The 24,716-nt window shown below is 43.5% G+C and carries 24 protein-coding genes and 1 pseudogene; 22 read left to right on the forward strand and 3 right to left on the reverse strand.

Annotation, left to right across the window (positions count from 1 at the left end):
- Positions 1–35 precede the first annotated feature (35 nt).
- The 4 genes and pseudogenes from ADU24_RS22445 (at position 36) to ADU24_RS00965 (ending at position 5,187) form a co-directional block, all read left to right on the forward strand.
- Positions 36–433, forward strand: a pseudogene (locus ADU24_RS22445) (SF0329 family protein).
- Between the two features lie 764 nt (positions 434–1,197).
- Positions 1,198–2,469 (forward strand): RidA family protein, encoded by a 1,272-nt coding sequence (locus ADU24_RS00955; protein ID WP_053364876.1) that lies wholly within the window; start codon positions 1,198–1,200, stop codon positions 2,467–2,469.
- Between the two features lie 338 nt (positions 2,470–2,807).
- Positions 2,808–4,055, forward strand: coding sequence for a mechanosensitive ion channel family protein (locus tag ADU24_RS00960; protein ID WP_053364877.1), 1,248 nt, complete (start codon positions 2,808–2,810; stop codon positions 4,053–4,055).
- A gap of 157 nt (positions 4,056–4,212) precedes the next feature.
- Positions 4,213–5,187: a LacI family DNA-binding transcriptional regulator gene (locus ADU24_RS00965; protein ID WP_053364878.1), complete on the forward strand. Its 975-nt coding sequence runs from the start codon at positions 4,213–4,215 to the stop codon at positions 5,185–5,187.
- 113 nt (positions 5,188–5,300) lie between these two features.
- Here ADU24_RS00965 and ADU24_RS22850 read toward each other — a convergent pair whose 3' ends face one another.
- The gene (locus ADU24_RS22850) at positions 5,301–5,510 is read right to left on the reverse strand and encodes a hypothetical protein (RefSeq protein WP_156324481.1); all 210 of its coding nucleotides are present in this window, start codon (positions 5,508–5,510) and stop codon (positions 5,301–5,303) included.
- A gap of 449 nt (positions 5,511–5,959) precedes the next feature.
- Between ADU24_RS22850 and cpaB the strand changes: the two genes are divergently transcribed.
- The 15 genes from cpaB to ADU24_RS01040 all read left to right on the forward strand — a co-directional run bounded on the left by cpaB (position 5,960) and on the right by ADU24_RS01040 (position 19,159).
- Complete coding sequence (gene cpaB / locus ADU24_RS00970; protein ID WP_082306768.1) at positions 5,960–6,724, forward strand: Flp pilus assembly protein CpaB; 765 nt, start codon at positions 5,960–5,962, stop codon at positions 6,722–6,724.
- 120 nt (positions 6,725–6,844) lie between these two features.
- Entirely contained in the window at positions 6,845–8,005 is a 1,161-nt protein-coding gene (locus ADU24_RS00975; protein WP_053364879.1) for an AAA family ATPase, read from the forward strand.
- A 20-nt stretch (positions 8,006–8,025) separates the two neighbouring features.
- A complete protein-coding gene (locus tag ADU24_RS00980) occupies positions 8,026–9,366 on the forward strand; it encodes a CpaF family protein (protein ID WP_053364880.1) in 1,341 nt (446 codons plus the stop codon).
- A gap of 5 nt (positions 9,367–9,371) precedes the next feature.
- Positions 9,372–10,298, forward strand: coding sequence for a type II secretion system F family protein (locus ADU24_RS00985; protein WP_053364881.1), 927 nt, complete (start codon positions 9,372–9,374; stop codon positions 10,296–10,298).
- A 6-nt stretch (positions 10,299–10,304) separates the two neighbouring features.
- Positions 10,305–11,246 (forward strand): type II secretion system F family protein, encoded by a 942-nt coding sequence (locus ADU24_RS00990; protein WP_053364882.1) that lies wholly within the window; start codon positions 10,305–10,307, stop codon positions 11,244–11,246.
- Between the two features lie 110 nt (positions 11,247–11,356).
- Positions 11,357–11,578 carry a hypothetical protein gene (locus ADU24_RS00995; protein ID WP_053364883.1) on the forward strand — a complete coding sequence of 74 codons (222 nt, stop codon included), beginning with the start codon at positions 11,357–11,359 and terminating at the stop codon, positions 11,576–11,578.
- A 26-nt stretch (positions 11,579–11,604) separates the two neighbouring features.
- Positions 11,605–12,978: a vWA domain-containing protein gene (locus ADU24_RS01000; RefSeq protein ID WP_053364884.1), complete on the forward strand. Its 1,374-nt coding sequence runs from the start codon at positions 11,605–11,607 to the stop codon at positions 12,976–12,978.
- Positions 12,979–12,997: 19 nt separating this feature from the next.
- A complete protein-coding gene (locus tag ADU24_RS01005) occupies positions 12,998–13,387 on the forward strand; it encodes a TadE family protein (RefSeq protein WP_082306769.1) in 390 nt (129 codons plus the stop codon).
- On the forward strand, positions 13,384–14,049 hold the full coding sequence (locus tag ADU24_RS01010) for a hypothetical protein (protein WP_053364885.1): 666 nt from the start codon (positions 13,384–13,386) through the stop codon (positions 14,047–14,049). The genes ADU24_RS01005 and ADU24_RS01010 overlap by 4 nt, the downstream gene beginning before the upstream one ends.
- A 59-nt stretch (positions 14,050–14,108) precedes the next feature.
- Positions 14,109–15,413 (forward strand): hypothetical protein, encoded by a 1,305-nt coding sequence (locus ADU24_RS01015; RefSeq protein ID WP_053364886.1) that lies wholly within the window; start codon positions 14,109–14,111, stop codon positions 15,411–15,413.
- An 11-nt stretch (positions 15,414–15,424) separates the two neighbouring features.
- Positions 15,425–16,228, forward strand: a complete 804-nt coding sequence (locus ADU24_RS01020; protein ID WP_053364887.1) for a hypothetical protein — start codon at positions 15,425–15,427, stop codon at positions 16,226–16,228.
- Positions 16,229–16,240: 12 nt separating this feature from the next.
- Positions 16,241–17,050: a hypothetical protein gene (locus tag ADU24_RS01025; RefSeq protein ID WP_053364888.1), complete on the forward strand. Its 810-nt coding sequence runs from the start codon at positions 16,241–16,243 to the stop codon at positions 17,048–17,050.
- Positions 17,051–17,052: 2 nt separating this feature from the next.
- Positions 17,053–17,772, forward strand: a complete 720-nt coding sequence (locus tag ADU24_RS01030; RefSeq protein WP_053364889.1) for a hypothetical protein — start codon at positions 17,053–17,055, stop codon at positions 17,770–17,772.
- 209 nt (positions 17,773–17,981) lie between these two features.
- On the forward strand, positions 17,982–18,185 hold the full coding sequence (locus tag ADU24_RS01035; protein WP_053364890.1) for a hypothetical protein: 204 nt from the start codon (positions 17,982–17,984) through the stop codon (positions 18,183–18,185).
- Between the two features lie 389 nt (positions 18,186–18,574).
- Entirely contained in the window at positions 18,575–19,159 is a 585-nt protein-coding gene (locus ADU24_RS01040) for a hypothetical protein (RefSeq protein ID WP_053364891.1), read from the forward strand.
- Between the two features lie 103 nt (positions 19,160–19,262).
- Here ADU24_RS01040 and ADU24_RS01045 read toward each other — a convergent pair whose 3' ends face one another.
- Together ADU24_RS01045 and ADU24_RS01050 are read right to left on the reverse strand one after the other, a co-directional pair.
- A complete protein-coding gene (locus tag ADU24_RS01045; protein WP_442853730.1) occupies positions 19,263–19,571 on the reverse strand; it encodes a hypothetical protein in 309 nt (102 codons plus the stop codon).
- Positions 19,572–19,648: 77 nt separating this feature from the next.
- Positions 19,649–20,119: a GNAT family N-acetyltransferase gene (locus ADU24_RS01050; protein WP_053364893.1), complete on the reverse strand. Its 471-nt coding sequence runs from the start codon at positions 20,117–20,119 to the stop codon at positions 19,649–19,651.
- Between the two features lie 202 nt (positions 20,120–20,321).
- Between ADU24_RS01050 and ADU24_RS01055 the strand changes: the two genes are divergently transcribed.
- The 3 genes from ADU24_RS01055 to ADU24_RS01065 are packed head-to-tail and all read left to right on the forward strand — an operon-like array spanning position 20,322 to position 24,715.
- Positions 20,322–21,278 carry an AAA family ATPase gene (locus ADU24_RS01055; protein ID WP_053364894.1) on the forward strand — a complete coding sequence of 319 codons (957 nt, stop codon included), beginning with the start codon at positions 20,322–20,324 and terminating at the stop codon, positions 21,276–21,278.
- On the forward strand, positions 21,279–22,499 hold the full coding sequence (locus ADU24_RS01060) for a DUF58 domain-containing protein (RefSeq protein ID WP_053364895.1): 1,221 nt from the start codon (positions 21,279–21,281) through the stop codon (positions 22,497–22,499).
- Entirely contained in the window at positions 22,496–24,715 is a 2,220-nt protein-coding gene (locus ADU24_RS01065; RefSeq protein WP_053364896.1) for a transglutaminase TgpA family protein, read from the forward strand. The genes ADU24_RS01060 and ADU24_RS01065 overlap by 4 nt, the downstream gene beginning before the upstream one ends.
- Position 24,716 lies beyond the last annotated feature (1 nt).

Raw genomic sequence — 24,716 nt, forward strand, 5'->3', positions numbered from 1 at the left:
GAGGTGACTAAAACTTTATTAGTCATGATACAAACATTAACTTAGAAAATCATGTTAACATTATGCTGACGACATCCTCTGTAATAAACGGTAACTACAATGAGGAAATTGAAGCGGTTAGAAAGGAAATCAAGGAGAACGTTCCTGAGGATCGTCTACAAGTAATTGCAAGGAATAGAAAATTATCAGAGTATGCGAAGGAGCTTTTGTCAGCCCAGTCATCATTAAGTAGATCAAATTTTATCGTTGTAGCTAATAAGTTTTTATCCATTTCTATAGAGGAAAGCATGAGAGCAAGGATATCCTATTGAATATTTTAGCTTTGGTGGACAGACGGGTTGGAAAAAAGCGATTGTTAAACATGACCGAGAAGATGAAGTTAAAGCATCCAATTGTGCAATATTTTTATGAGATAAGAATTAGTACGTTATAATAATAAATAACGCATCACCTGAAAACCCAAATGCTAACATTTTGCTAACGCAATCCAGTGAAAAAATGTAAATCCCCGTTAAAGATATTACAGGCAAAAATTAACAAAATCAAGATTTGCCACACTTTTCGCACACATCGTTAAAGATATTACACACTCTCACCTTAGGGGCGGCATGATGTAATAAGCCGTTTGAACCCTTAATATGACTGGGTTTGTATGCAAGCCGAAAGTTAAATTCCAACATTTTGCTATATCGAGGCTTCTCATTAGTTGTGCAAACTTTTGGGAAGCTTCTTTTTCGTTCCTTTTACAAGTAACTGTATAGCTAATGAATTAGCTTAACAAGGGGTGCGTCGAAAGGATTCTATCTGTTTGATGCACCCCTTAACTGTTGTTGTCCAGAAAAAAACCTCAATTCAAAAGAATTAAAATGAAATAGTAGTCAACACGAATAAAGACTGCTATAATTGACACTTGCTCAAAAAAGAAGTCTGTGTCTAGTGAGAATTGTTTTCAACTGCATGAAGAAAGCCATCGGTTGAGCCAAAGCAGTCTTCCATTCCAAGTCACTTTTCATTGCAAAAGGTCGCATCGGTACGAGCACAGCCAGCCATTCGCTTTGCTTGTTGCGGTTTTATACGAACAGAATTCTCTCGGCGAATCCGTTTTTCGCCATTGCAATCACGGAACCATGGTTTAAACCGGCTTTTTTGGTGCATACTTTAGGTTAGTAAATATTTATCTAAAAGGAGAATACTATCATGAGCAACTTTAACGCAGTATTAGGAAGAAATACGGAAAATGCTCCAAATGGTAACGGTCTTTATTCACAAACTGTAGCTTTTTCTCATTACAATAATCTTTCAGCTCAGTTACCTATCGACCCTAAAACTGGTCAATTGGTAGCGGGTGGTATAAAAGAACAAGCTGAACAGTGCTTTAAGAATATTAAGGCAATTGTAGAAAGCATCGATCATGTTATGAGCGATATTGTCAGAATCACTGTATTCGTTAAGGATATCAAAGATGTTGACGCTGTAAACGAAGTTTATAAAACATTCTTCCCAACCTATGTTCCTTCACGGACAACAGTTGCAGTTGCAGCTTTGCCTATGGATGCTATGGTGCAAATTGAAGCACTTGTATCACACGGTGAAGGTACAATTCCAAACGCGCCACAAGCAGGCGACCTCATAAAACTTACAAATAACACGGCAAATGCACCAGTATGCCCTCTATCTTCACAAACTGTATCCTTTTCTCATTACAATAACCTTTCAGCTCAATTGCCTATCGATCCCAAAACGGGCAGATTGGTGGTTGGCGGTGTCAAAGAGCAGACTGCACAATGCTTGAAGAACATCAAGGCAATTTTGGAAAGCATCGACGTTCCATTTGACGATATCGTTAAAATCAACGTTTTCCTTACAGACTTGGCTGATACTGAAGCTGTAAATGAAGTTTATAAAACATTCTTCCCGGATTCAGCGATTGCTAGAGCTGTGGCTTACTTCCCTGCACGTACAACAGTTCAAGCTGCTGCTTTACCTATGGGTGCTTCTGTTCAAATCGAAGCAGTCGTGTCGCACGGCGACGGTACACCTCCACAGGAGATTGAAGACAGACACGGCATCGTTATCTGGGCAAACAATACTGAAAATGCTCCACAGGATTCTCTTTCTACACAAACTGTAGCGTTCTCTCATTACAATCACCTTTCAGCTCAATTGCCGTTGGATCCAAAAACAGGCGAATTGGTTGCTGGTGGCGTTAAAGAGCAGGCTGAACAGTGCTTGAAAAATATTAAGGCAATTGTAGAAAGCATCGACCACGTTTTGAAAGATGTCGTTAAAGTGAATATCTTCGTGAAAAATATCGCGGATATTGATGCTGTAGACGAAGCTTACAAAACATTCTTCCCGAAAGGTACTCCTGCACGAAGAGTAGTTGGCGTGTCAGCTTTACCAAAGGATGCGTTAATCCAAATCGATGCAATTGTATCAAATGCTGAAGGAACACCTCGAAAAGCATAACCGGGCATTTATACAGGAACAATCAATGCCGACTCTCACCTTATGGGCGGCCAGATGTAATCTGCCCCTCAAACATTGGTGGGATTGGGTTTTTTAGTAAGATGAGAGTAAAATGCTACATTGTTTTAACAAAGAGGATTATAATAGAGGCTTCCCATATGTTGTGAAAACTTATGGGAAGCCTCTTTTTCATATCTAGGGTGACGAGATACTCTGGATTTAGGCCTGCAATTTTTCGTCTATGGGGTAATGAACCATTTTTTGTCATTTTATAGCGTTGACAATATTGATACTTACCCGTACAGTTGCTTTTAATGCAAAGATAAACGGAGGAAAACATGCAATTCGTTAATACTCTACTTCTGGATATGGAACTAGATCCCAGATTAGTGAAACCTCTTTCGATTATGATTAAGATTCTGCTAATCGGGATTATCTGTATCGCAGCAAATTTTATTTCAAAAAAGATCGTGATTAGGATTATCACTCGTATGGTTACAAACTTTAAAGTCGAGTGGGGTAAAATCATTTTGGAAAGACAAGTTTTTCGAAAGTTATCCCACATTGTTCCTGCGACGATAATTTATTCATTTTCTTCAACCTTTCCAACCTATCAATCAACAATCGGAAAATTGGCCATTACCTATATCATTATTGTAGGGTTAGCGGTCATTCAAAGTGTAATTAATGCACTGAATGATATTTATCAAACCTATGAAATATCCAAGGTTAAGCCTATAAAAGGATATCTTCAGGTGGTTAACACTATTATTATGACGCTCGGGTTTATCTTAATTATTTCGAATTTAATAGGGGAGAGCCCCCTTATCCTATTAAGTGGTATTGGTGCTCTCTCGGCAGTTTTGATGTTAGTGTTTAAGGATTCGTTATTAGGGCTAGTGGCAGGAATTCAGTTGGCGGCTAACGATATGGTTCGGGTTGGTGACTGGATTGAAATGCCAAAGTATGGGGCAAATGGTGACGTTATTGATATTTCTTTAGTTACCGTGAAGGTCCAAAATTTTGACAAAACGATTACGATGTTACCAAGTTATGCTCTTATTTCGGAGTCATTTATAAACTGGAGAGGGATGCAAAGCTCAGGCGGACGACGAATCAAGCGCTCCTTGTATATAGACACCAGCAGTATCAAGTTTTGCACGGAGGAAATGATTGAGAAATTTGTAAACGTTCATTACCTTTCCGACTATATTCTTCAAAAGGAAAAGGAAATTGCCGAGTACAATGCCAGCAATGCAATCGATCGAAATAATCCGGTGAATGGGAGAGGCTTGACCAATTTTGGTGTTTTTAGGGCATATATCAGCAATTATCTCAAAAATCACCCTGGAATCAATCAAAATATGTCATTAATGGTTAGACAGCTGGCACAAAGTGAACATGGGGTACCTCTGGAAATTTACGCATTTACCAATTCAGTACAGTGGGTGGTGTATGAAACGGTGCAATCCGATATCTTTGACCATCTATTTGCGGTTGCACCGGAATTTGGCCTTCGAGTATTTCAAAATCCATCTGGGGCTGATGTGAGAACCATGGTAAGAGGAACGGGCAACCTGTCTTAGTTGGCAGGCGGGAACTTCCCTAATATGCCCGCGAATTTGGCTAGGGAGTTTTTCATGGCATTTTGCAGGACAAAGTTTCCAAGTAATTAAATTGACTTCTTTTCCAAGAAAATGTAAACTTTATGTAATCGGTTACACAAGAGATGGAAGTGATAAAATGGCCTCTATTAAAGAAGTTGCGAAATATGCGGGGGTGTCAGTTGCGACCGTATCCCGGGTCCTGAATGATAAAGGATATGTGAGCGAAGAAGCCCGTAAAAGGGTGCAAAAGGCGATTGACGAGTTGGATTACAGGCCGAATGCGGTCGCGCGGAGCCTTTTCAAAAAAACGTCCAAAACGATCGGCCTCCTTGTCCCGGATATCGTGAACCCATTCTTTCCAGAACTGGCGCGGGCGGTTGAGGATACCTTGTCCCGGCTCGGATACACGGTAATCCTGTGCAATACGGACGAGAACAGGGAGAAGGAACAGGGCTACCTTGAAATGATGATGCAGAAATACATTGATGGAATGATTGTCGCATCGAATACATTGAACGCCGCCCAGGTGACCAAGTACAATATCCCGTTGGTCAGCATTGACCGGGAAATCAGCAAAGAACTGCCGAGCATCATGGTCGATAATAAGAAGGGCGCCAGCATGGCTGTCAGCTTTTTAAAGAAAAAAGGGCGGAAGCGAATTGCCCATTTACGCGGGCCCCGATATATTCCGAATGCTGTTGAACGCTGTGCCGGTTATCTTGAAGAGGTGGGGCACGAGCCGTGGTTCGAGGAGACCTATATCGCCGATGGCAATTACGACATGAAAACGTCCATTCAATCGACGCTCCGGCTCCTGCAGAGGCATCCGGAAATTGATGCAATCTTCGCCGGAAATGACCTTAGCGCAATTGGAGCGATTAAGGCCATCCACAAACTTGGCAAGGAAGTCCCTTCGGATATTGCAGTTGTGGGGTTCGACGGAATTATGCTATCGGAGTCGACAACCCCGGAACTGACAACGGTCGCCCAGCCAATATATGAGCTTGGGGAACTGGCCGCGACCACTTTAGTAAAAATTATCGAACAGCAGCCGGACATGGAGCATTTTTATAAATTGCCTGTCCAGCTGATTGAAAGGCAATCAACATAGCGCGCATAAAAAAGCCGGCATTCCCTTTTAATTCGGGAAAAATGCCGGCTTATATTTTTTTATGGAAAAGTGAGGTGTGGCGGTTGCCTCGGTTACTAGATCATACCCGTTCATCAGCCGCAGTGATGATGGTGATGGCGGTGGCCGCAGTGATGATCATGCTCATGGTGCTTTTTACGGCAGCATTTTGAAAACTCCCGATTTGCGATAGGGTGGCCGCACTCACACTTATGATCTGATTCAACGGTGGCCAAAATTGGCGCAAACTCGTTGCAGAAAAAGCGGTGGTCACGGCGGAAATCTTTACACGTATACCTGGACATATTCTTCCCCCCTTGTTCAGTTTCTATAAAGTATGCTGAAAAGGACCGGGGGGACAAGGCGTTCGTATCAGGACAAATAACCTAAATTTTATTGATGAATAAATAGGAGGTAACTATTTTTTCCAGTGTCTGCCCCACTAAAAACTCCACATAGAAAAAATCCTTCCTCTTTCACTTAATCCTACCTTTATTATCCATATTATTGAAGCCAAAGTAAGTATTTCCTGTCCTATTTTTCATATAGGGCTGGTAAAAACATTCTAACCCACTTGGAAAACAGGACTTTTTCACTATATGACATTTTTCTAAAATTTGACTAAATTGTGAACGGTAAATACTATTTTTATAATTAACAAGTTTAATACAGTTAAATACGGGGTATATGACCCTAGTTTCCATTTTCTTCTTATAAAACACAAAATAACCTTTTCAGGGAGAGAGTAACAGGGATGTTGGAGTCTAGAAGAAGAGCTATTATTTTTCTGGTTATTTCATTTTTATTGGCTTCATCGGCAGGGTTGTTTTTCCTGCAAAAAGTAAAGGCAATCAATTCGGAATTGGGAGGAATGACAAAAATTTATGTTGCGGCTGCACAAATTCCGTCAAGATCTCTAATCCAGCCTAACCAGGTGAAGGTAGTGGAGATACCAAACCGGTTTGTTAACAATGCCCATGTCACCGATGTGAAAGAGTTAATAAATAAGGTGCTGGTCGTCCCATTATCTGAAGATGACATGATTACAAAAAATATGATCAAGCCCGTTTCGGAAACTAGAAGTGAAAACGATCGGCTGGTTACGTTGTTTTACGGTGAAAGGACTCAGGCTGATCAGCCGCTCCAGGCCCTGGACCGGGTAGATATCATTGTTTCACAAAGAATTAAGGGGCAGGAACCAATAACTGAGGTTTTCATGAAAGACGTCCTTGTCTCTGCGGTCATTGCAAATAAAAGCAAGATTTCAGGAATTAGTGTGGAGGTTCCGGCAGATGACGCACCCCGGCTTATACATATGCAGAATTACGCGGACAGCCTAAGGATATTAAAAGCGAATGTAGGGCAAGGCGAGGAGATCACTGCCCAGCCTGCTGGCGAAAAGCCGGCAGAAGCACCGCCTGCTGCTCCTGACAAAGCTGAAACGGAACCTACCAAAAAGGAAGCAGCTGAACAGGCTAAGCCAACAGAACCCGCAAAAAATCCAGATCCAAAGAAATAGACGGCCCGCGGAAAGTGAAGTGCCTTGAGCTTAGGTCGAGCATCGCGAAAAACATAACTTTAATTTTTATAGATATAGCAAATTTCCGAAAATAGAAAGTACCTGTTTTGGAGGACGAACATGAACGCCGATATTAAAATCCTGCTTATAGGAAATCAGGAACAATCCATCAATATGCTAAGAGGCTTTTTTACGGAATTTGAAAGTGTGGACGTCCTTGCATACCGGGAGGCCAGGACCGAATTGGACCGGATTGCGCCGGACCTGGTTTTCCTCGTTGAAGATGAAAAGGATGCCTCAATCGATTTAATCGAATACATCCACTTGGTAAACCCTCTTCTTCCAATCGTTTTTATTGCACTATCTCCGGACTTTGACATGCTCCGGAATGTAACAAGGTCAGGAGTCATTGATTATTTTGTCCTTCCGGATGAAAATGCGATGCTGTTCGGACGGATGGAAAACTTTGTGCAGATGGCGCTCCAGCACAAGCAGCAGTTGAATGAAACGGCTTCTGCCAGCCAGTCCTTTAAACGGGGCAGGGGGAGGATTATCTCCTTTTACAGCGGCAAAGGGGGAAGCGGGAGAACGATTATTTCTACTGCCTTTGCCCAGACGCTGAAATTTGAATCAACTGCCCAGGTCCTTCTCATTGACCTGAATCTCCAGTTTGGGGGAGTGGAGACCTATTTATCTATTGAATCAAACCGATCCATCGCGGATTTACTCCCTGTCATAAATGAACTGAATGAAGGGCACATCCGGAATGTTTCCCAAAAGGAACCATTCTCCAGGCTGGAAATTCTGCTGAGCCCAAGGGATGCGGAAGTTGCGGAAAACCTTCCGGAAGGGTTTGTTTCGACGCTGTTAAGGACCTGCCGGAGAAGCTATGACTTTGTCCTGGTTGACCTACCGGTTGCAATGAATGAACATACATACTCGGCCCTCGAGGAGTCCGACAAAATTTTTTATGTACTGAATCTTGATACTCCTTCAGTCAGCATGCTGAAGCAGGTAGAAGTCCTTTTTGAAAGGCTTGGCATCGAAAAGCACGGAAGGATGGAACTTTTGCTGAATGAAGTCGGGCGCGAGAATGAGATTAAACCGAAGGACATCGCAAGCCTGACGGACTACCCAATCCAGGCGAAACTCCCAAGGGATGTCAAGGGCGTCCAGGCGCATATCAATAAGAGCATTCCGTTCCGGAAAGAGCCGAACGAGAAGAAACTTGTTCCTTTTGCAAAAGAAATCAGGAAATGGGTCAGCTTTATTTTGGAATAAACTCAAAGGATTGATGGCAGATGTCATTGTTCGAAAGGAAAACCGAAAGAAAATTAACGCTGCAACCCTCAGGGCGAAATAAGGCTGCGTATGAAAACCAGTATATCGGAGAACTTGTCGACCACTATAAAACAAGGCTCTTAAAAGAAGCGAATCTTGAACTTCTCACCAGCCTTCCGCAAGGGGAAATGAAGCTTCGGATTGAGCAGCTCATCAGTACGTTCATGAGCGAAGAAAAAATCATTCTTCCAAGGCATGACAAAGAGATACTTCTAACAAGGATTATCGATGAGTCCATTGGGTATGGGCCTCTGGAACCACTCTTGAATGATCCGGCTATAACAGAAATCCTGATTAATGGCCATAATGAAATTTTTATTGAAAAAATGGGACAGCTCCAGCAGGTTCCCGTTTCTTTTAAAGATGACAGCCATGTCCGGCATGTCATTGACAGAATTGTCGCCCCCCTTGGAAGAAGAATTGACGAAAGTTCACCAATGGTCGATGCCAGGCTGCCGGACGGGAGCCGTGTAAATGCCGTTATTCCGCCAATCAGCCTGAATGGTCCGCTTGTTTCAATCAGGAAGTTCAGGAAAGAACCTTTCAGGATGGAAGATTTGCTTCAATTTCAAACATTGAGTAATGAAATGGCTGTTTTCCTTAACGCGATTGTAAAAGCCAAGATGAACGTGCTGATTTCAGGGGGAACAGGCAGCGGAAAAACGACCATCCTAAATGTTCTTGGCAACTCGATTCCTCCGCGGGAGAGGGTGATTACGATAGAGGACTCTGCGGAATTGAGACTTGAGAAGCCCAATGTGGTAGGCCTCGAAGCACGCCCGGAAAATATGGAAGGCCAAGGTGAAATCACAATTCGCCATCTAGTCAAGAACTCCCTAAGGATGAGACCGGACCGTATTATCGTCGGTGAGGTCCGCGGGGCAGAAGCGTTCGATATGCTCCAGGCAATGAACACTGGCCACGAAGGATCCATCACAACAGTTCATGCCAACACCCCTTTCGATGCACTCCGAAGGGTAGAAGGAATGGTTATTATGGCGGGAATGGACCTGCCAACCCATATTGTTAGGGAATACATAGTCGGAGCACTTGACATCATTGTCCAAGCGGAACGGTTGACGGATGGTTCACGGAAGATTACCTCCATTTGTGAAATCCACCGCCGGGATGACGGAGAGATCAGTATCACGGAAATCTTTAAATTCAAGAGGACCGGCATGAAATCAAACGGACAGGTCGAAGGATACTTTACTTCTACCGGATTGGCGCCTAGATGCATAGAGCGAATCAAAATCTTTGGAATTAATCTTCCTGATAATTTGTTTCATTCGAGGGGGTGAATGGAATGGAAATATTCATTTTAATGACCCTGTCGGTTTTGACGCTGATCTGGGGGATGTACAATTTCCTGGGCTACCGGAAGGAAAAACGGGAAATCCGCAGGCAGTTTGAAGGAATGTTCGAAAAGAAGGACAACCGGAAAAGTGTTATCTCCAAATTCGGAGACCGTTTCGATGAAACCCCATACGCAGAGGAGTTTAAACAGAAGTTGAGTTATGCCAATATTGCGATTCTTCCCTCTGAATTCTTTGCCATCATGCTGTTCGTCTGGTTTGCGATTGTCCTTTTAATGAACGGGTTTTTCGATATTCCGTTTTCATTGGGGATTTTCATTTCAGCCATCGCCTGCGCGGCATCCTATTTCCTGCTGTTTCTAGTTCGCCGCAATAAATATTTTGAAAGGCTGAATGGGCAATTATCCGAAGTATGCAGGCTCTTGAGCAACAGCACGAGAGCGGGACTGACGATTAATCAGGGCATTGAACTGGTGGCTGCGGAAATAGCATCGCCGGCAAAAGAGGAATTTAAGGAACTTGCGCATAATCTCCGGCTTGGCGTTGAGTTTGAACGAGCCCTAAAGGGGCTGGAAAAAAAAGTACCGACAAGGGAATTCAAACTATTCATTTCCGCACTAATGATTCAGAAACGTTCAGGCGGAAACCTGACAAAGGTATTATCAGAAATGGCCCGCACACTTGAAGAACGTAAAATCCTGCAGCAGACCATAAAAACTGCGACAGCGGAGCAAAGGTTTGTTTCCTATATCCTTCCAGCTATGCCTATCTTTCTATTATTCATGCTGAACAGCATGATGGACGGTTTTTTGGATTTGATTTTTACCCTCCCCGGGGCAATTTTAACCGGCATCTTCCTTGTAGGGATGGTTATCTCACTCCTGTTGGTAAGAGCCGTAACAAATATAAAGGTGTAAGCAAACATGGACTCTATTATTCTATTTTCCGTCATGCTCTTTTTGCTGTTCCTGTTATTAAGCCTTGTTAATTGGTATCAATATATAAAAGCAAAGGAAATACTGGCAGGCCATCTCAATGAAATTGTTGCAGCGTCTTCCTTTATAAAACCTAAAAAAGATACATTTACAGATCGTTCAATCAAATTTCTTGCCCGTTATGCGGATGATCTTTCCTCGATCGGAGAAAGGGTTAACTTCTTTAGTGAATCGGGAGAGGTCAAGGATCTGTTAGTGAAAGCTGGCAATCCATATGAAATGTCTGTTCCGAGATTTCAAGGCTTTAAGATTGTCTGTATCATCATCGGTTTTATTATCGGAACAATGATGGTAGTCATCGGATTTCCATTGGCAAATATGGCGTTTGTTGTTCTTCCTGTGGCGGGATTTTTCCTACCGATTTTGGTTATCCGGTCGATGGCGAAAAAAAGGCAGGAACAGCTCAGGCGCGACCTGCCCGACTTTTTAGATACAGTTAGCATCAGCCTGCAGGCGGGTTCAAGCCTTGACGGGGCGCTAAAAGAGGKTTTGAAGTACTTTTCTGGCCCAATAAGAGATGAATTTACCAAGTTCATTCAGGAAATCGAACTGGGCGTTCCGAGAGAGATAGCCTATCAGCACCTTCAATCCAGGAATGACAATGAAGAATTTCAAAGCTTTATCAAATCATTAATCCAGGCTACAAGACTTGGAGTGCCTATAGCGGCAACCTTTAAGGACCAGGCTGAAGAAATCAGAAGGATCAGCCTGGAACAGGTCAAAGAGCAGGCAGCGAAAGCATCGCCAAAGGTAACACTCATTACATCATTTCTCATTGCCCCTTTAATCATGCTCATGATAATTGGGCTTGTGATATTAAACATGATTTATGGGGAGAACAGCCTTTTTAATTTCTTTACTGAGTCATAATCAAAATCTTGAAAGGGGTGGTGCTTTGCGGGATTCATAGTTAATTGTCCGCGGCAGTCTTTTTCTTGGATTTTATAAATCTATTATTTATTAATTAGGAGGAACCTAACATGAAAGCAAAATTTAATGAAATGATGACTCGTTTTTATCTAAACGTAAAAGAAAGGATTGCGGATGAAAGAGGGGTTTCTACTATTGAATGGGTTGGACTGGCGGCTGTTGTTGTTGCTTTGATGTTTACTGTTTCCAAAGCGATGGATAGCCAAGGGGCAAGCCTTGCAAGCACGATTGTCGGGAAACTACAAACCATGATCGGTAAAATCGGAGACTAACTATAATTTTTACCTGGGGGAGTTTGATGTTCAAACATTACAGAAAACTAGCTGCGCTGACACTCTGTTTCGCTTTGTTAACGGGTTGCCAGCAGGATAAGGAGACAGTAAAGAAACCTGTCAAGGAAGAACAGGCGGCAAAAGCTAAGGAAAAGGAAACAACCAAACAGCCGGATGTAAACAGCAGTACGTTTGGTTCGGACGCCCCAGAACTTCCCGCCAATCTTGTAGAGGCATTGGAATATCCTGCCGGGAAATTTTCCGAAAAAAAGGCACAGGATTTTGACGACGATACCAAGGCTGAATTAGAGGCAATTCCTAAAATAGCGGAAGATGCCAACGAAGAAGAGTTAAACAACCTTCTAAAACATCTTTATTCTTTATATAAACGAAGTTATGAAGATCCGAGGGAAGCCTTTAAGGCCCAGCAGGTTGGCACCACGCCTGGTTCCCAGGATGCACCGGCTGAAAAAAGGGCCTATAATGTTGAAATTCTTCTCGATTCCAGCGGAAGCATGGCCAATAAACTGGGATCAAAAACCCGGATGGAGCTGGCCAAGGAGGCAATTCGGAAGTTCGCTGCATCCCTCCCGAAAGAAGCAAATATCAGCCTTCGCGTGTATGGGCATAAAGGAACAGGATCTGAGAAAGATAAAAAGCTTTCATGTGGTTCTAATGAGCTGGTTTACAGCCCGCAAACCTTCAATGCTTCAGAACTTGACGCCGCGCTTGGAAAATTCAAGCCAGCTGGCTGGACGCCTCTTGCTGAGGCAATCAAGGCAGCCCAAAATGACCTTGCAGCCTATAAAGGCAAGGAGAATAAAAATATCATTTATGTTGTGAGTGACGGAATTGAAACATGCGGAGGAAACCCAGTTGCAGCCGCGGAAAGCCTGAAGGCCTCAGGAATTGACCCGGTAGTGAATATTATTGGGTTTGACGTAAATGCAAAAGATGCCCAACAGCTTGAGAAAATTGCAAAAGCTGCAGGCGGAGTCTACAAAAACGTTCAAGACCAAAACGGCCTCCAGAGTGAATTCCAGAAATCCGTTCAGGAATCAAAGGCTTGGATTGATTGGAAAAGTAAAGAATCTTTGAATGCGATAAATAAATCCAACCAGCAGCAAATGGATATATTCGATCTAACGAATAAATGGCAATTCAAAGTTTTCGAGGAACAATACCTAGTTCAATTTTCACTTGTATACCTCGAAAACCAAAAGAAAATCACCAGCGAACAAAACAAAGAGGTCTTTAATAAAGCTAAACAATTCTTTGATAAAGAACTTTCACTGCTAAAAGAACTTGAAAAAACACTCCTTAATTCTAACAAGCAGGATTTAAATTCAACCTTAACTGAAATTGACACTATTTATGAGGAAAATGTCTCTCAGAAATAAAGGGCAGGGGGACTTTCAGGTGAAAGGCAAAGCCATTTTGAATGATGAAAGAGGTTCGGCGACCATTGAATTCCTTTCAATGGTCCCCCTCGTTTTACTAATCATGCTGATTTTCTGGCAGTTCCTTGTTGCAGGATATGCTGTCATCATTACACAGTCTGCAGCAAATGAGGCAGCAAAAGTTTATTCCGTAACAAAAGATTCGGTGGAAGCAGAAAATGCGGCAAGGAAAGTAATTGATAATGCCGGGAACAATCTAAGCTTGAGATCAGCTGCGCCATCCGGCAATAAAAAATTCACGATGACCGTAAATGTAGATATGCATTTATTATTTCTTCCCAAAAAGTGGGCGGGCTATCTGCCGCCAATTAATTTTTCAAGAACAATCAGCGGCCGGGTGATGGAATGATAAAAGCAGTTCAAAACGATAAAGGAAACACGATGCTGTTTATCTTGGGTTCAATAAGCATTATGGCCCTGATGTTCATCATAGTTGGCAGTTTTGCCAATGTGTTCGTTTATAAGGAAAAGGCCGCCAACAATGCGGAACAGGCCAGCATTGTCGCAAGTGCGAATATTTACGAAAATCTTCAGCGCGCAGTTGACGACTATGACCGTTCATTGATTGGGGTGGTGGAGGATTTCCTTTCCGAATCCATCAATGAAAAAATCAGCCAGGAAACAGATCGCCTGAAAAATTCCCATCCTGATTTTTCTGACCTTGAGGCCCGGTATAAGGCTGTGGACCGAGTCCTGAAACGAGAGCTCGGCCGAAATCCAATTCTGAGTGATTATATCAGCGCAGGCCTTCGGAAATCATCCAATGAAATCCCCTATCTAGTTCAGCAAAATATTGAAGACAATGGAGGAGAAGTTTCAAATACCAGGATTCTCCTTTTTAATCATAATAATCGTGTGGAAGTCAAGACAGCGGCAGCATTTAAAGCGCTGGGTTTTGACGAGCTTTTTCCGGATGATAAAAGGAATATCAGACAGAGCGGGCAGGGGCCAAAGTTTGAGTTTATTAAGAGCCTTTCAGGTTGGAGCAATAGGGAACTTACACTACCGTAATTGAACTTTCGTTACCTGGGCCTATTAATTTTTCATCCCGAGGAATGGATGTGAATGATATGAAAAAAATGAGAAGAGTTATAGTTTCCTTTGTTATCATTATGGCGGTTATGTTTGTTCAATCAGGCCCGTGGCTAATAGGTGCATTTGCATGGGGTGAATGGAATAATGGCCCCCAATGGAACGGACCTGTTTGGAACAATGCTCCGCAATGGGAAAATTCAACATGGAAAACCGCTCCGCAGTGGGTGGACCCGGCTTGGAAAACAGCCCCTGAATGGCAGGACCCCTCATGGAAAACAGCCCCTGAATGGCAGGATTCCTCCTGGAAAACCGCTCCCGAGTGGCAGAATCCAGGACAGCAAACCGGACCTCAGTGGCAAAACCCCGGCGGGAATGGGGGAACATCCACCGGCCAGTTTCCCGGAGGTCAGCTTCCTGGCGGGAATACCACGACTCCTCCTGGCGAAGCCCCAGGCGGCAACAACGTTACCACGGTTACACCAGGTGGTTCCGGGGATGAAGGACCCCCGAAAACCTATATCGATTCACCTTGGTATAAGACCGGAAAAGTAGTCGGGAAAAGTATGATAATGGGTTCAGTAGACGAATTTGCAAAAACTGCAAGTCCTCATTTTTTGAACTGGCCGAGTGAATGGCAGAAAACTGCCGCAAATAATACCCTTAAAAATATGGATTGGGGCAAGGTCGCTGAAAAATCGTTTCTGGCAGCTGTTGCTGCATCCATTACTGGCAAAGATGACGGTTCCAAAATCGCACTCGCCACATTGGACTCGTTTACCGCAGTTGACAACTATAAAACAGTCCAGGGTTATTTTAAGACAAAGGATGAAATTAAGGCGGCTTGGAATGCAGTCAAAACTACTGCATCTGCTAAGGACACTTTAAGAAGTGCACAGGGCATTAAAAATGGGTTGGCAACAACAGGTAGTTTTTTTAATGATGTTTCTAAAGCCCCTTCAAAGCTGACAACTGGAATTGGAGGAAAGATTGCGCCTTGGACCGCAGGAATCAGCCTTGTACTTTCAGCCGGTGAAGCCTATTCGAATTTCAAAAAGGGTGAAACTACCAAAGGAGTCGCCAACATCGGAGAGATGCTGATGTCTGGCGCCGTAATTGCATCGGCTACAGGCGTGGGAGCACCAATTGCGGCTGGCATGGCAGTTGCTGGCGGCCTGCTGTGGGCTGGAGCAAAGCTGTACCAGCATCGGAAAGCAATTGCAGCCTTTGCTAAAAACCCGATAAAGGGAATCAAGGACGGGGCAAAGGCAGTAATGGATGGTGCCGGCAGAGTGGCAAAGGGAATAGGTAACATAGGAAAGGCCATTGGTGGCTGGTTTTAAAGGAGATTTATATGCTTACTTATAATGTCTTACCGGAACATATCAAAAAGGTTGCCGAGCAGTTCAATAACAGAAAAGAAAAGCTGGATGTGCTTCCTTCCAAATTTCATTATGGGAATGTTGTCTATTACCCAATTACTTATCTGCCTTCGTTAGAGACACTGTTTATAACCGAAGATGGAGAGGTTCCTTTATTTGAAGAAGTAAAACGGCCCATGCTAATTGTGTCAGTGTATGAGAATTCTGGAAATACTATTTTGACCATTGGCAGGAGGTGGGTATCTTCAAAAACCATAAAGAATTATTCTGCCCTTATCAAATCCCTTGAATCTATCAGCATCAAAATTAAAAATAAGGCACCGCGGGATGAAATGGAGAATCTTGAACGCTTTCTTGCTGCCTGTAAAAGAATTTTGAATGATCAAAGGATTATCGAAGATTGTTTTCATAAAGGACTTGATTTAATTAACCAGGCTAATGAGACCGAGTTCGTTTCCGAGGAGGAGCAAAAACTTGTTAGGCAATATGTCGTAGAAATGACAAGGGCTGCTGTCAGGCAAAATCAGGAACAGCTGGACTGTGAACAAAACCGGAAGGCTTTGATAAGCTATCTGGAAAGCCAGCTGCTATCTACTCCTTCCATTGTGATTGATTACTTATCAATTAAATCAAAGGAAAAGAATTTGTTAACCCTGAATTCAACAACTGGGGAAGACATGGCTGAACTCCAAGAAATGGTAAGGGAAGATAAGCCGGTTGATGAAATGGATGGTACGGAGGCACTGATTGCGCGGATCCGCAATCCAAGGAAATAGGGAGATTCCAAAATGATTACCCTTCAGAATTTGCCAGTGGATATAAAAGAGATCGCTGAAAAATTTAATACAAGAAATGAAAAAATAGATGTTCTGCCATCGAAGTTCCATTATAAAGAGCAATTCTATTATGTTTTTGTGTACGCCCCATCGAAGGAAATGTTATTTGTAAGGGAAGATGGCGAGGTTCCTGGCCATGAAGAGATGACACGGCCGATGTTGATTGTAACCGTCTATCATACTTCCTGGACTTCCATGCTGGAAACTGTCCAGCGATGGGCCAAATCAAAAACAAAACAAAATTATTCAAGCCTTGTCCAAAATTTAAAATCAGTCGAACGAAAATTAGGGAACAAACTCTCAGGGTCTAATTTGGAAGATCTTCAAAGATTCCTAACCGCATGCGAAAAGATAGTTGAGGATCAACTGCTTATCGAAGAGTATTTTAGAAAAGCGGTTGACTTGGTCGACCATGCGAACGAGACAGAGTATGTTTCGGAAACGGAGCAAAAACAGCTGAGGCAGTACGTGGTCGAAACCTCGAGGGCCGCGGTCAGGCAAAACCAGGAGCAGCTAGATTGTGAAAGAAGCCGAAAGGCGTTGATAAGCTACCTGGAAAGCCAGCTCCTATCCAGTCCTTCCATCCTGATTGATTACATCTCGATTAAAAAGAAGGAAAAAAATTTGCTGGCCTCCGATTCGCCAACTGGGGAAGATATGGCGGAACTAAGGGAGATGGTCCGGGAAGATAAGCCTATTGATGAATTAGACAACGCGTCAGAATTGATTGCGCTTATTCGCAATCCAAAGCGGGGTGAATGAATATGTTTTTAGCATTAAAAAAAGCAGCTGCACTATACCGGCTGTACTTCAGCAAAGTTTTCTGGGCGATTTTGCTGTTCGCGTTGCCTATTCAACTTACGAATACATTTTTTGTAAATTATGTATCTGCCCCGTTCCAATTATTCGGGAACCAGCTTTGGACGAGCATAATCCAGGTGATGTTTATTTTTATTGCGCTCCCTTTAATCGAAATTCCTTTTATCAGCATTTTAAAACAGGATGAAGAAGAGGATGATGTCAGCTTTCGGAAAATAGTGGATGACTTTTTTTCAAAAGCGCACAGGATTTATGTGGCTGGGCTGCTAGCAGCCATCGGGATTGCTGCAGGATTGGTCTTTTTCCTAATTCCGGGAATCATTTTAGCATTTTTCCTGCTTGCTTTTACCCAGATCCTTTTTTTAAGGGAGAGGCGGCCGTGGCGGGCAGCCAAGAGAACGGTGAAATTCACCCGGGAATCCTTTGGAAAGATTCTCTTATTGCTGCTGCTTTTTATCCTTGTGGATTCCATCCTAAGCAGTACTGTTTTCTTTCTAAGTGCTGGATTGACCAGTTCCTTCTTTATCATTAATATGGCACTGCTTATAATCAATTCATTTATTATGCCATTATTCATTTTTTCGCTTACATATCTATATGTGGATTGGGAATTGGAAAGGAATGAAATGCAAGTCCTTGAAAAACAATTCAGCTTTACTAATTGAGTTTTTTATAGACAAACGCAGGCTTCCAGCGATTGAAGGGCAGCCTGTTTTATTTTTAGAAATGCAGAATTCCCAGGCTGGCCATATGATTTTTACAAAAACTCTGATTCTGCTTAACTAGTTCTTACGTTTTTACGCCAAATGTTAGAACTAAAAGATCCCTGGATACAAAGGATATCAAACCTCAATTAAAGGTGTGGAGAGGCCAGATGAAATCGGAAAAGAGCTGGAAAAGGTTTTATTTGTTCATGATGATTTTTTTCTATGCTATTTATGTACCAATCTCGCTTTTGGAATGGCTGGGCGGGGACAGCGGTATTCCCGTTGCGGCTGTAGTGGTCGGAGTGGGCCTGCCATTCATTCGGAAAAACCACTTGATCCAGATTAAGGAAAAGAGAAATGAGGAAGCTTGATTCTCCACGAAATCAAGCTTTTTCCTGGAAATATGGACAGCCAGACATTTTAGCTTATTAAAATAAAATAGAGAGGAGAATTGGGGTTGTCGTGTGCACAAACACGTGAGAATATAGCTGCTGTATTGTCCATTGCTTGATTTTGGCTTTTGGTGACTTTTCGCTGAGAAGCCTTTGAGCGGGGCGCTCCCTGGGAAGGAACCCCCAGGGAAGGGGAAACATGGGAAGGTAATCCAGGTGAAAATTCTGGAGTAAATGGTTGAAACGTTAAGAATTCCAACACTCCCAATCCCAAGCAGGCGGCCTTGGGCTGGTACTTGTATCATTAAATCAACAATATGGAATGATGATAAAATATTTCAATAGTAACTATTTCTGGAGGTGGCGAAATGAATTTAGGACCGTACCGGGAGGACCCGCTTTCGAACAATGTCATCCCATTTGCGTTATTCCCTCTCATCAGTATTTTTTCCTTTATGTTCTATCCGGATAAAAGTGATACCGCTGTAATAATTGGCATCATCGCAAGCTCGGTGATGGTTGCCGCCTCTGTAGTTACCAAAGTAAAGAACCTCCAATATTATCTAAATTGGCGGCTGGGATTGGTGCTGTTATTCACCGATTCCATGATGCTCTTCTTTGCGTTGACTATCGCCAGGGCTTACGGCAAACTTCTTCCCGGCATACTATTGCTGTTACTAATGCTCTTAGCGATTGTTATAAGCCATAAATTTGCCGAAAGATTATTGGATGAAATCCATTCTCCCAAGACTAAATTTGGCAAAGGGCTTATTTTGATTGGAACCGTCGGAAGCGGTGCAGGGGCAATGATTGGCTATATTTCCACCCAGACAATTGGCGTACATATCGCAGGCCCTGTCGGATTCGCAGCTATGCTTATCGTCGTGGGCATCTTCCATGCCCGCTTCCAGCTTGTGGCCATCGAAAAAAAATACGGAGCCTTCGACAAGTAAAATCAACCCATTGAAGGTTTATAGGTTTGGCCTTCACTTTACCAATTGATATTTTTATAGACAAAAACAGGCTGCCGGGAAGTACCGGGCAGCCTGCTTTTTTTTAATACTGATGGTAGGTTCTTGTATTTGCCCTGTAGGCATCAAGCAATATGACGACGGCGGATATCATATGCATGACCATGCCGACGAAAGGAATCCAGCCAATCACCGATGTGACAAGGCCAAGGATATTTCCCGCTTTTGTCTCATCTTCCCTTACAGCGAATACAATCGTGACAATATGCAGGATGGCCATAAGAAATAAAGGCGTCCAGGCTGTAGAAAGAATGATAAGGCCGCCGAGCACAGGGATTCCCAGCAACGCCTCAAGTCCGCCGGTAACCCATTTTAAAATCGTTGAAGTTCTCACTTTCATTTCCCCTCTTTCCATAAGTTAACTATTGTTTACGAATAAATTCTTTAAAAGATTCACGATAGCCGATTTTCTTAAACCTTTTCCATAACAATGAATTCAATGTCCCCCCTGTAAAAACGCATCGACTCCTTGAAACCCGCTTTCCGGTAAAGACGGATCGCCCTATCATTAAATGCTGCCACTGTAAGCCGGAAGGATTCCCCCGGAAGCGTACCGTGTAAATACTCAAGGATCTGTGAAAAGAACGCAAAGCCGAACCCTTTTCCAGTCAACTCCGGTTTCATCCCAAGGCCAATATCAGTGAATCCTTCTGAATAAGCTCCAAATTTTTCTCCAGCCGGCACCTGTGCCGATTTACCGGCGCAGAAAAATCCAGCCAGCTCGCCAGTCGCGTCCAGTATAACGTAATAAGGGTGATCCATTAGTTCTCCGATCCCTTCAGTAGTCGTAGAGTTGTTGTAAAAATCATACGGAGGTTCATACTTCCAGCTTGTAATTTCAGCTGCATAGTGCTCGGTCATTTTGCTGATTTTCAGGTCCATTCTCTTTAGCTCCTCTACAACTCTTTAACTTTTTTTAAATAATTTGAAACTTTTTACCAATCCTTTTCGTCAAATAATGACGGGGTTTCTAACATATTCAGTTAGAATACAGGTATTTGACAGAATATATAGAATTGTCTTTATATGTTAAACTTACTATATGGTCTGCGAAACTACAATCAATGAAAGCGGGAGGATGAAAATGTCGCGTGATATTATGAATTTTAATATTGAAAGAATCCTGGCAAATATTGAGAAAGTCATGACTGGGAAAAGAAAGGTCGCCGAATTAAGCCTTGTTGCTTTGCTTGCCGAGGGCCATGTCCTGCTTGAGGATGTGCCGGGGGTAGGGAAAACGATGATGGTCCGCGCGCTTGCAAAATCGGTGGGGGCTACATTCAGGAGGATTCAATTCACCCCTGACTTGCTGCCTTCGGACGTGACGGGCGTGTCAATCTACAACCCGAAAGAAATGGAATTCCAATTCCGCCCGGGGCCGATTATGGGCAATATTATCCTCGCAGATGAAATTAACCGGACATCGCCAAAGACCCAGTCCGCCCTCCTTGAAGGAATGGAAGAAAGCAGCGTGACCATTGACGGTGTTACCCATCGCCTTGAAAAACCGTTCTTCGTCATGGCAACCCAGAACCCGATTGAATATGAAGGAACATATCCGCTTCCGGAAGCGCAGCTCGACCGTTTCTTGTTAAAAATGAAAATGGGGTATCCGGAGGTCCATGAGGAAATGGAAGTGCTCAACCGGGCGCAAAAAATTCCTCCAATCGAAGAACTGGAGCCTGTTGTCAGCCTTGAAGAGCTAAGGGCGCTGCAATATGAAATAAAAAATGTGTTTGTTGAGGATACCATTAAGCGGTATATAGTGGACATTTCCAACCGGACTAGAATCCATGAAAACGTCTACCTCGGGGCAAGTCCGCGCGGCTCAATTGGCCTCATGAAGGCGGCACAGGCATACGCCTTTATATGCGGACGTGACTTTGTCCTTCCTGATGATATCCAATACCTGGCTCCATATGTCCTTTCCCATAGGATAATCCTTAAATCTGAAGCAAAATTCGAAGGGATAACCGCTGAGGAAATCATCAGCAGGATTGTCGCCCGTGTGCCGGTTCCCGTTCAAAGGCTTGTGAAGTAAATGAAAGAAAAACTTCGTGCAATGAACCATATGTGGAAACTGGGTATCCTTATCCTTCTTATTGTCATTACGTTTAGCTACGCGATGTTCCAGGGAGGATTTGTCAGCTGGTTTTTATTCTACAGCTTCCTTCCTTTCGCTGCCTATTCGCTGGCGGTAGCTTTTTACCCGGTCCAGGACGGCATTAAAGCAGAAAGGCGGTTGCCAAAGCAGGAATTTGTTGCAGGCGAGGCGTTGAAAGTACGTACCATTTTAAAAAGGGAAAGGTCCTTTCCGCTTTTCTACCTGCTTGCGGAGGAACAGATTGGCGGTTCGCTGAGGAATGCCATTCCAAAAGAGAAGACGAAAGCCTTGCTTTTTCCGGGATTCTCAAAGGAAATCGTATTTGATTATACAATTGATGAACTGCCCCGCGGTGAGCATATGTTCGAATCAATAATGCTTAAAACCGGAGACCTGATTGGCCTGATTGAAAAGGAGCAAAACGCACAATCGGAAGACAGAATACTTGTGTATCCCGCGTACACGGAATTATTATACCGTCCTTTTGAAAACCATTATGACCAAGGAGCCGCCGCTTCCAGGGAAAGGGTCCAGCGTGATACAACGATGGCAATCGGTGTCAGGGATTATCAGCCGGGCGACCGTTTTTCATGGATTAATTGGAAAGCTTCCGCAAAACGAAATGAAATTATGACAAAAGAATTCGAGCAAAGGCAGTCACACGACGTACTTATTGTTATGGACTGTGTCCCGGACCGGCGTTTTGAAGGAATTGTTTCCTTTACAGCTTCAATTTCAAGGGCGATTTTGAAAAAAGGTGCCCAGGCGGGACTGCTTTCCGTCAGCAAGGAAAGGGTGGCGTTCCCGGTCAGGGGAGGGGAAACCCAGCTCCAGCAAATCTTTTACCATCTGGCAAAAGTACAGCCGGCCTGTCCGGTCGCGATCGATACCGTACTCGAGGCGGAAACTTTTTATTCCGGCCAGAATATGACGATGATGATTGTAACCGCGCGCCTTACAAGGACATTAATAGAAAAAGCGGGTGTGCTTGGCCATAGGAAGGGGATGGCCACAGTGTTTTTGATCAAAGATGAAAAAGAATCCCCAACAAATGAGGAATTGGCTCTGAAAGCCATGGGGATTGCCCGCGGCGTTAGGGTTATACTTGTGCATGAGAATCAATTTGATTCGGCATTCTCGGAGGTGAGCCTGCGATGAATGACAAGAAGGACAAACTTGATTTAAGTGCTTTGCTGCTATACGGATTTGGCTTTCTGCTCATTTGGGAATGGCTCAGGCCGCTTGATGAACTGACAGATACAGATAATATCGAAGTCTTTATTATCTTCCTGGTCATCGCGTTTGCATCATCCATCTTCCACCTTGGAAAGATGCTGCAATTTTTTATTAAAAGCTTTTATATCCTCTATGCCATTTACAGATTTTATTTTGAAGGCGGTTTTTTCAGTGCCGGTTGGCTAGGTAATCTGATCGCTGATTTGAAGATGAATGTAGGCCTGCTTTTAAGCCAGGATTACCAGCAGCTGACCAATGTCTTCCGGACTATTTTATTTTTTATCCTTCTATGGCTTATGGTCTACCTTATTCAATATTGGCTGTTGAACAGGCGCCGGATTTTTGTGTTTTTCCTGATGACGATCATCTATATTACCGTCCTTGATACATTTACGACATACAAAGGGGATGGCGCGATTGTCAGGACGGTCATAGCCGGTTTTTCGGTTATGGGAATGCTGACATTTTTCCGTCTTTTCGGCAGCGAATCGTCTGGGGAAGGAAAAAGGCATGTAAGGAAATGGGCGGTTGCGCTCTCAGGGATGATTGCTTTCAGCACGGCGGCAGGCTTTGCAGCGCCAAAAGCCGCCCCGATTTGGCCGGATCCGGTACCGTTTTTGAAATCGTTAAATGAGAATGCCGGTGGCGGGACAGGCGGTGTTTCGCGGATTGGCTATGGGACGAATGATTCCAGGCTCGGAGGCCCATTTTTGCCTGATAACACAATTGTCTTCCGCGCGGATGCTGAAAGCCGCCATTATTGGCGTGTGGAAACAAAGGATGTGTATACAGGGAAAGGATGGATTTTGTCCGAACTCGTAAATGGCGGCATCGGCTTTACATACGATGACCCCGTTCCCCTCGAGGGATATCCGGAAAGTGTGAAGAAAAAAGAATATAATTCAAGGGTTTATATGTATTTAAAATACCCTCACCTTGTCTACCCGCTAGGAATTAAAAAAATAATGGCGAGAGGCCAGGTGACCTTCCGCCTTAATACGGCAACAGAAAAAATCCAGGCGATGGAACCTTGGAACAAACCGGCCCAGCTCGATAATTATAGCTTCATTTATGATGAACCAGCGTTTAAATTGGAAGAATTGCGATGGGCGGATGGATCGGATAATGGCGGAGTCGAAGAGGAGTTTATTATCCGCTATACCCAGCTGCCGGAAACGTTGCCGTCAAGGGTAAAGGAACTTGCGAATGAGATAGCTGGAGAAAAAACAAACTGGTATGACAAAGCGCGGGCCATCGAAAATTATTTTGACCGCAGTGAATTTACGTATGACCAGAAAAATGTTGCAGTTCCACGCAATGATGAAGACTATGTCGACCAGTTCCTGTTCGATACGAAAACGGGATACTGCGATAACTTTTCGACTTCGATGGTCGTCATGCTTAGGAGCCTGGGCATTCCTGCCAGATGGGTAAAGGGATATACGTACGGGGAATTGAAGTCATTCGGTGACGGGGAGTTGAAGAACAAGCTTTATGAAGTAACCAACAACAATGCCCACTCATGGGTGGAAGTGTTTTTCCCGAACCTTGGCTGGATTCCGTTTGAGCCAACAAAGGGCTTTTCAAATAATATTCACATCGATTATGAAACGACAACCAACCCTTCGAACAACCCTGTTTCACCCGGCTCATCCCAAAATGACCCGAACCGGCCGGACCGTCTTAACAAACTGGAAGATAACGACCCAATTCCGAAGCAGGTAAAAGCGAAAACAAATGTTTTAAAGGAAATAAAGCTATTTTTCAAAAAGGAATGGAAAAAGCTTGCCGCAGGCACCGCCGCCTTGATTGCCGCCATATGGTTCGCATACAGCAACCGGGGAAGATGGCTTCCGTACTATTTGATTTACAGATATAAGCTCACCCAAAATGACGAGCAATTTGGTAAAGCGTATCTTTCCTTGCTAAAGCAGCTGCAGCGGTACGGCCTGCCGAGGCAGGATGGACAGACGCTCAGGAATTACGCAAGCTATGTTGATTCCTTCTTCACAACAAGGGAAATGGGGAAACTAACCTCAAAGTATGAGCATTTCCTGTATAGAAGGGAAATGCCTGAAGGAACCTGGAAGGAAACAAGGCAATTGTGGGAAAATTTAATTAAAAAGACAATCTCTTGAC

Source organism: Bacillus sp. FJAT-27245 (assembly GCF_001273955.1).
Taxonomy (GTDB): Bacteria; Bacillota; Bacilli; order Bacillales; family Cytobacillaceae; genus Bacillus_D.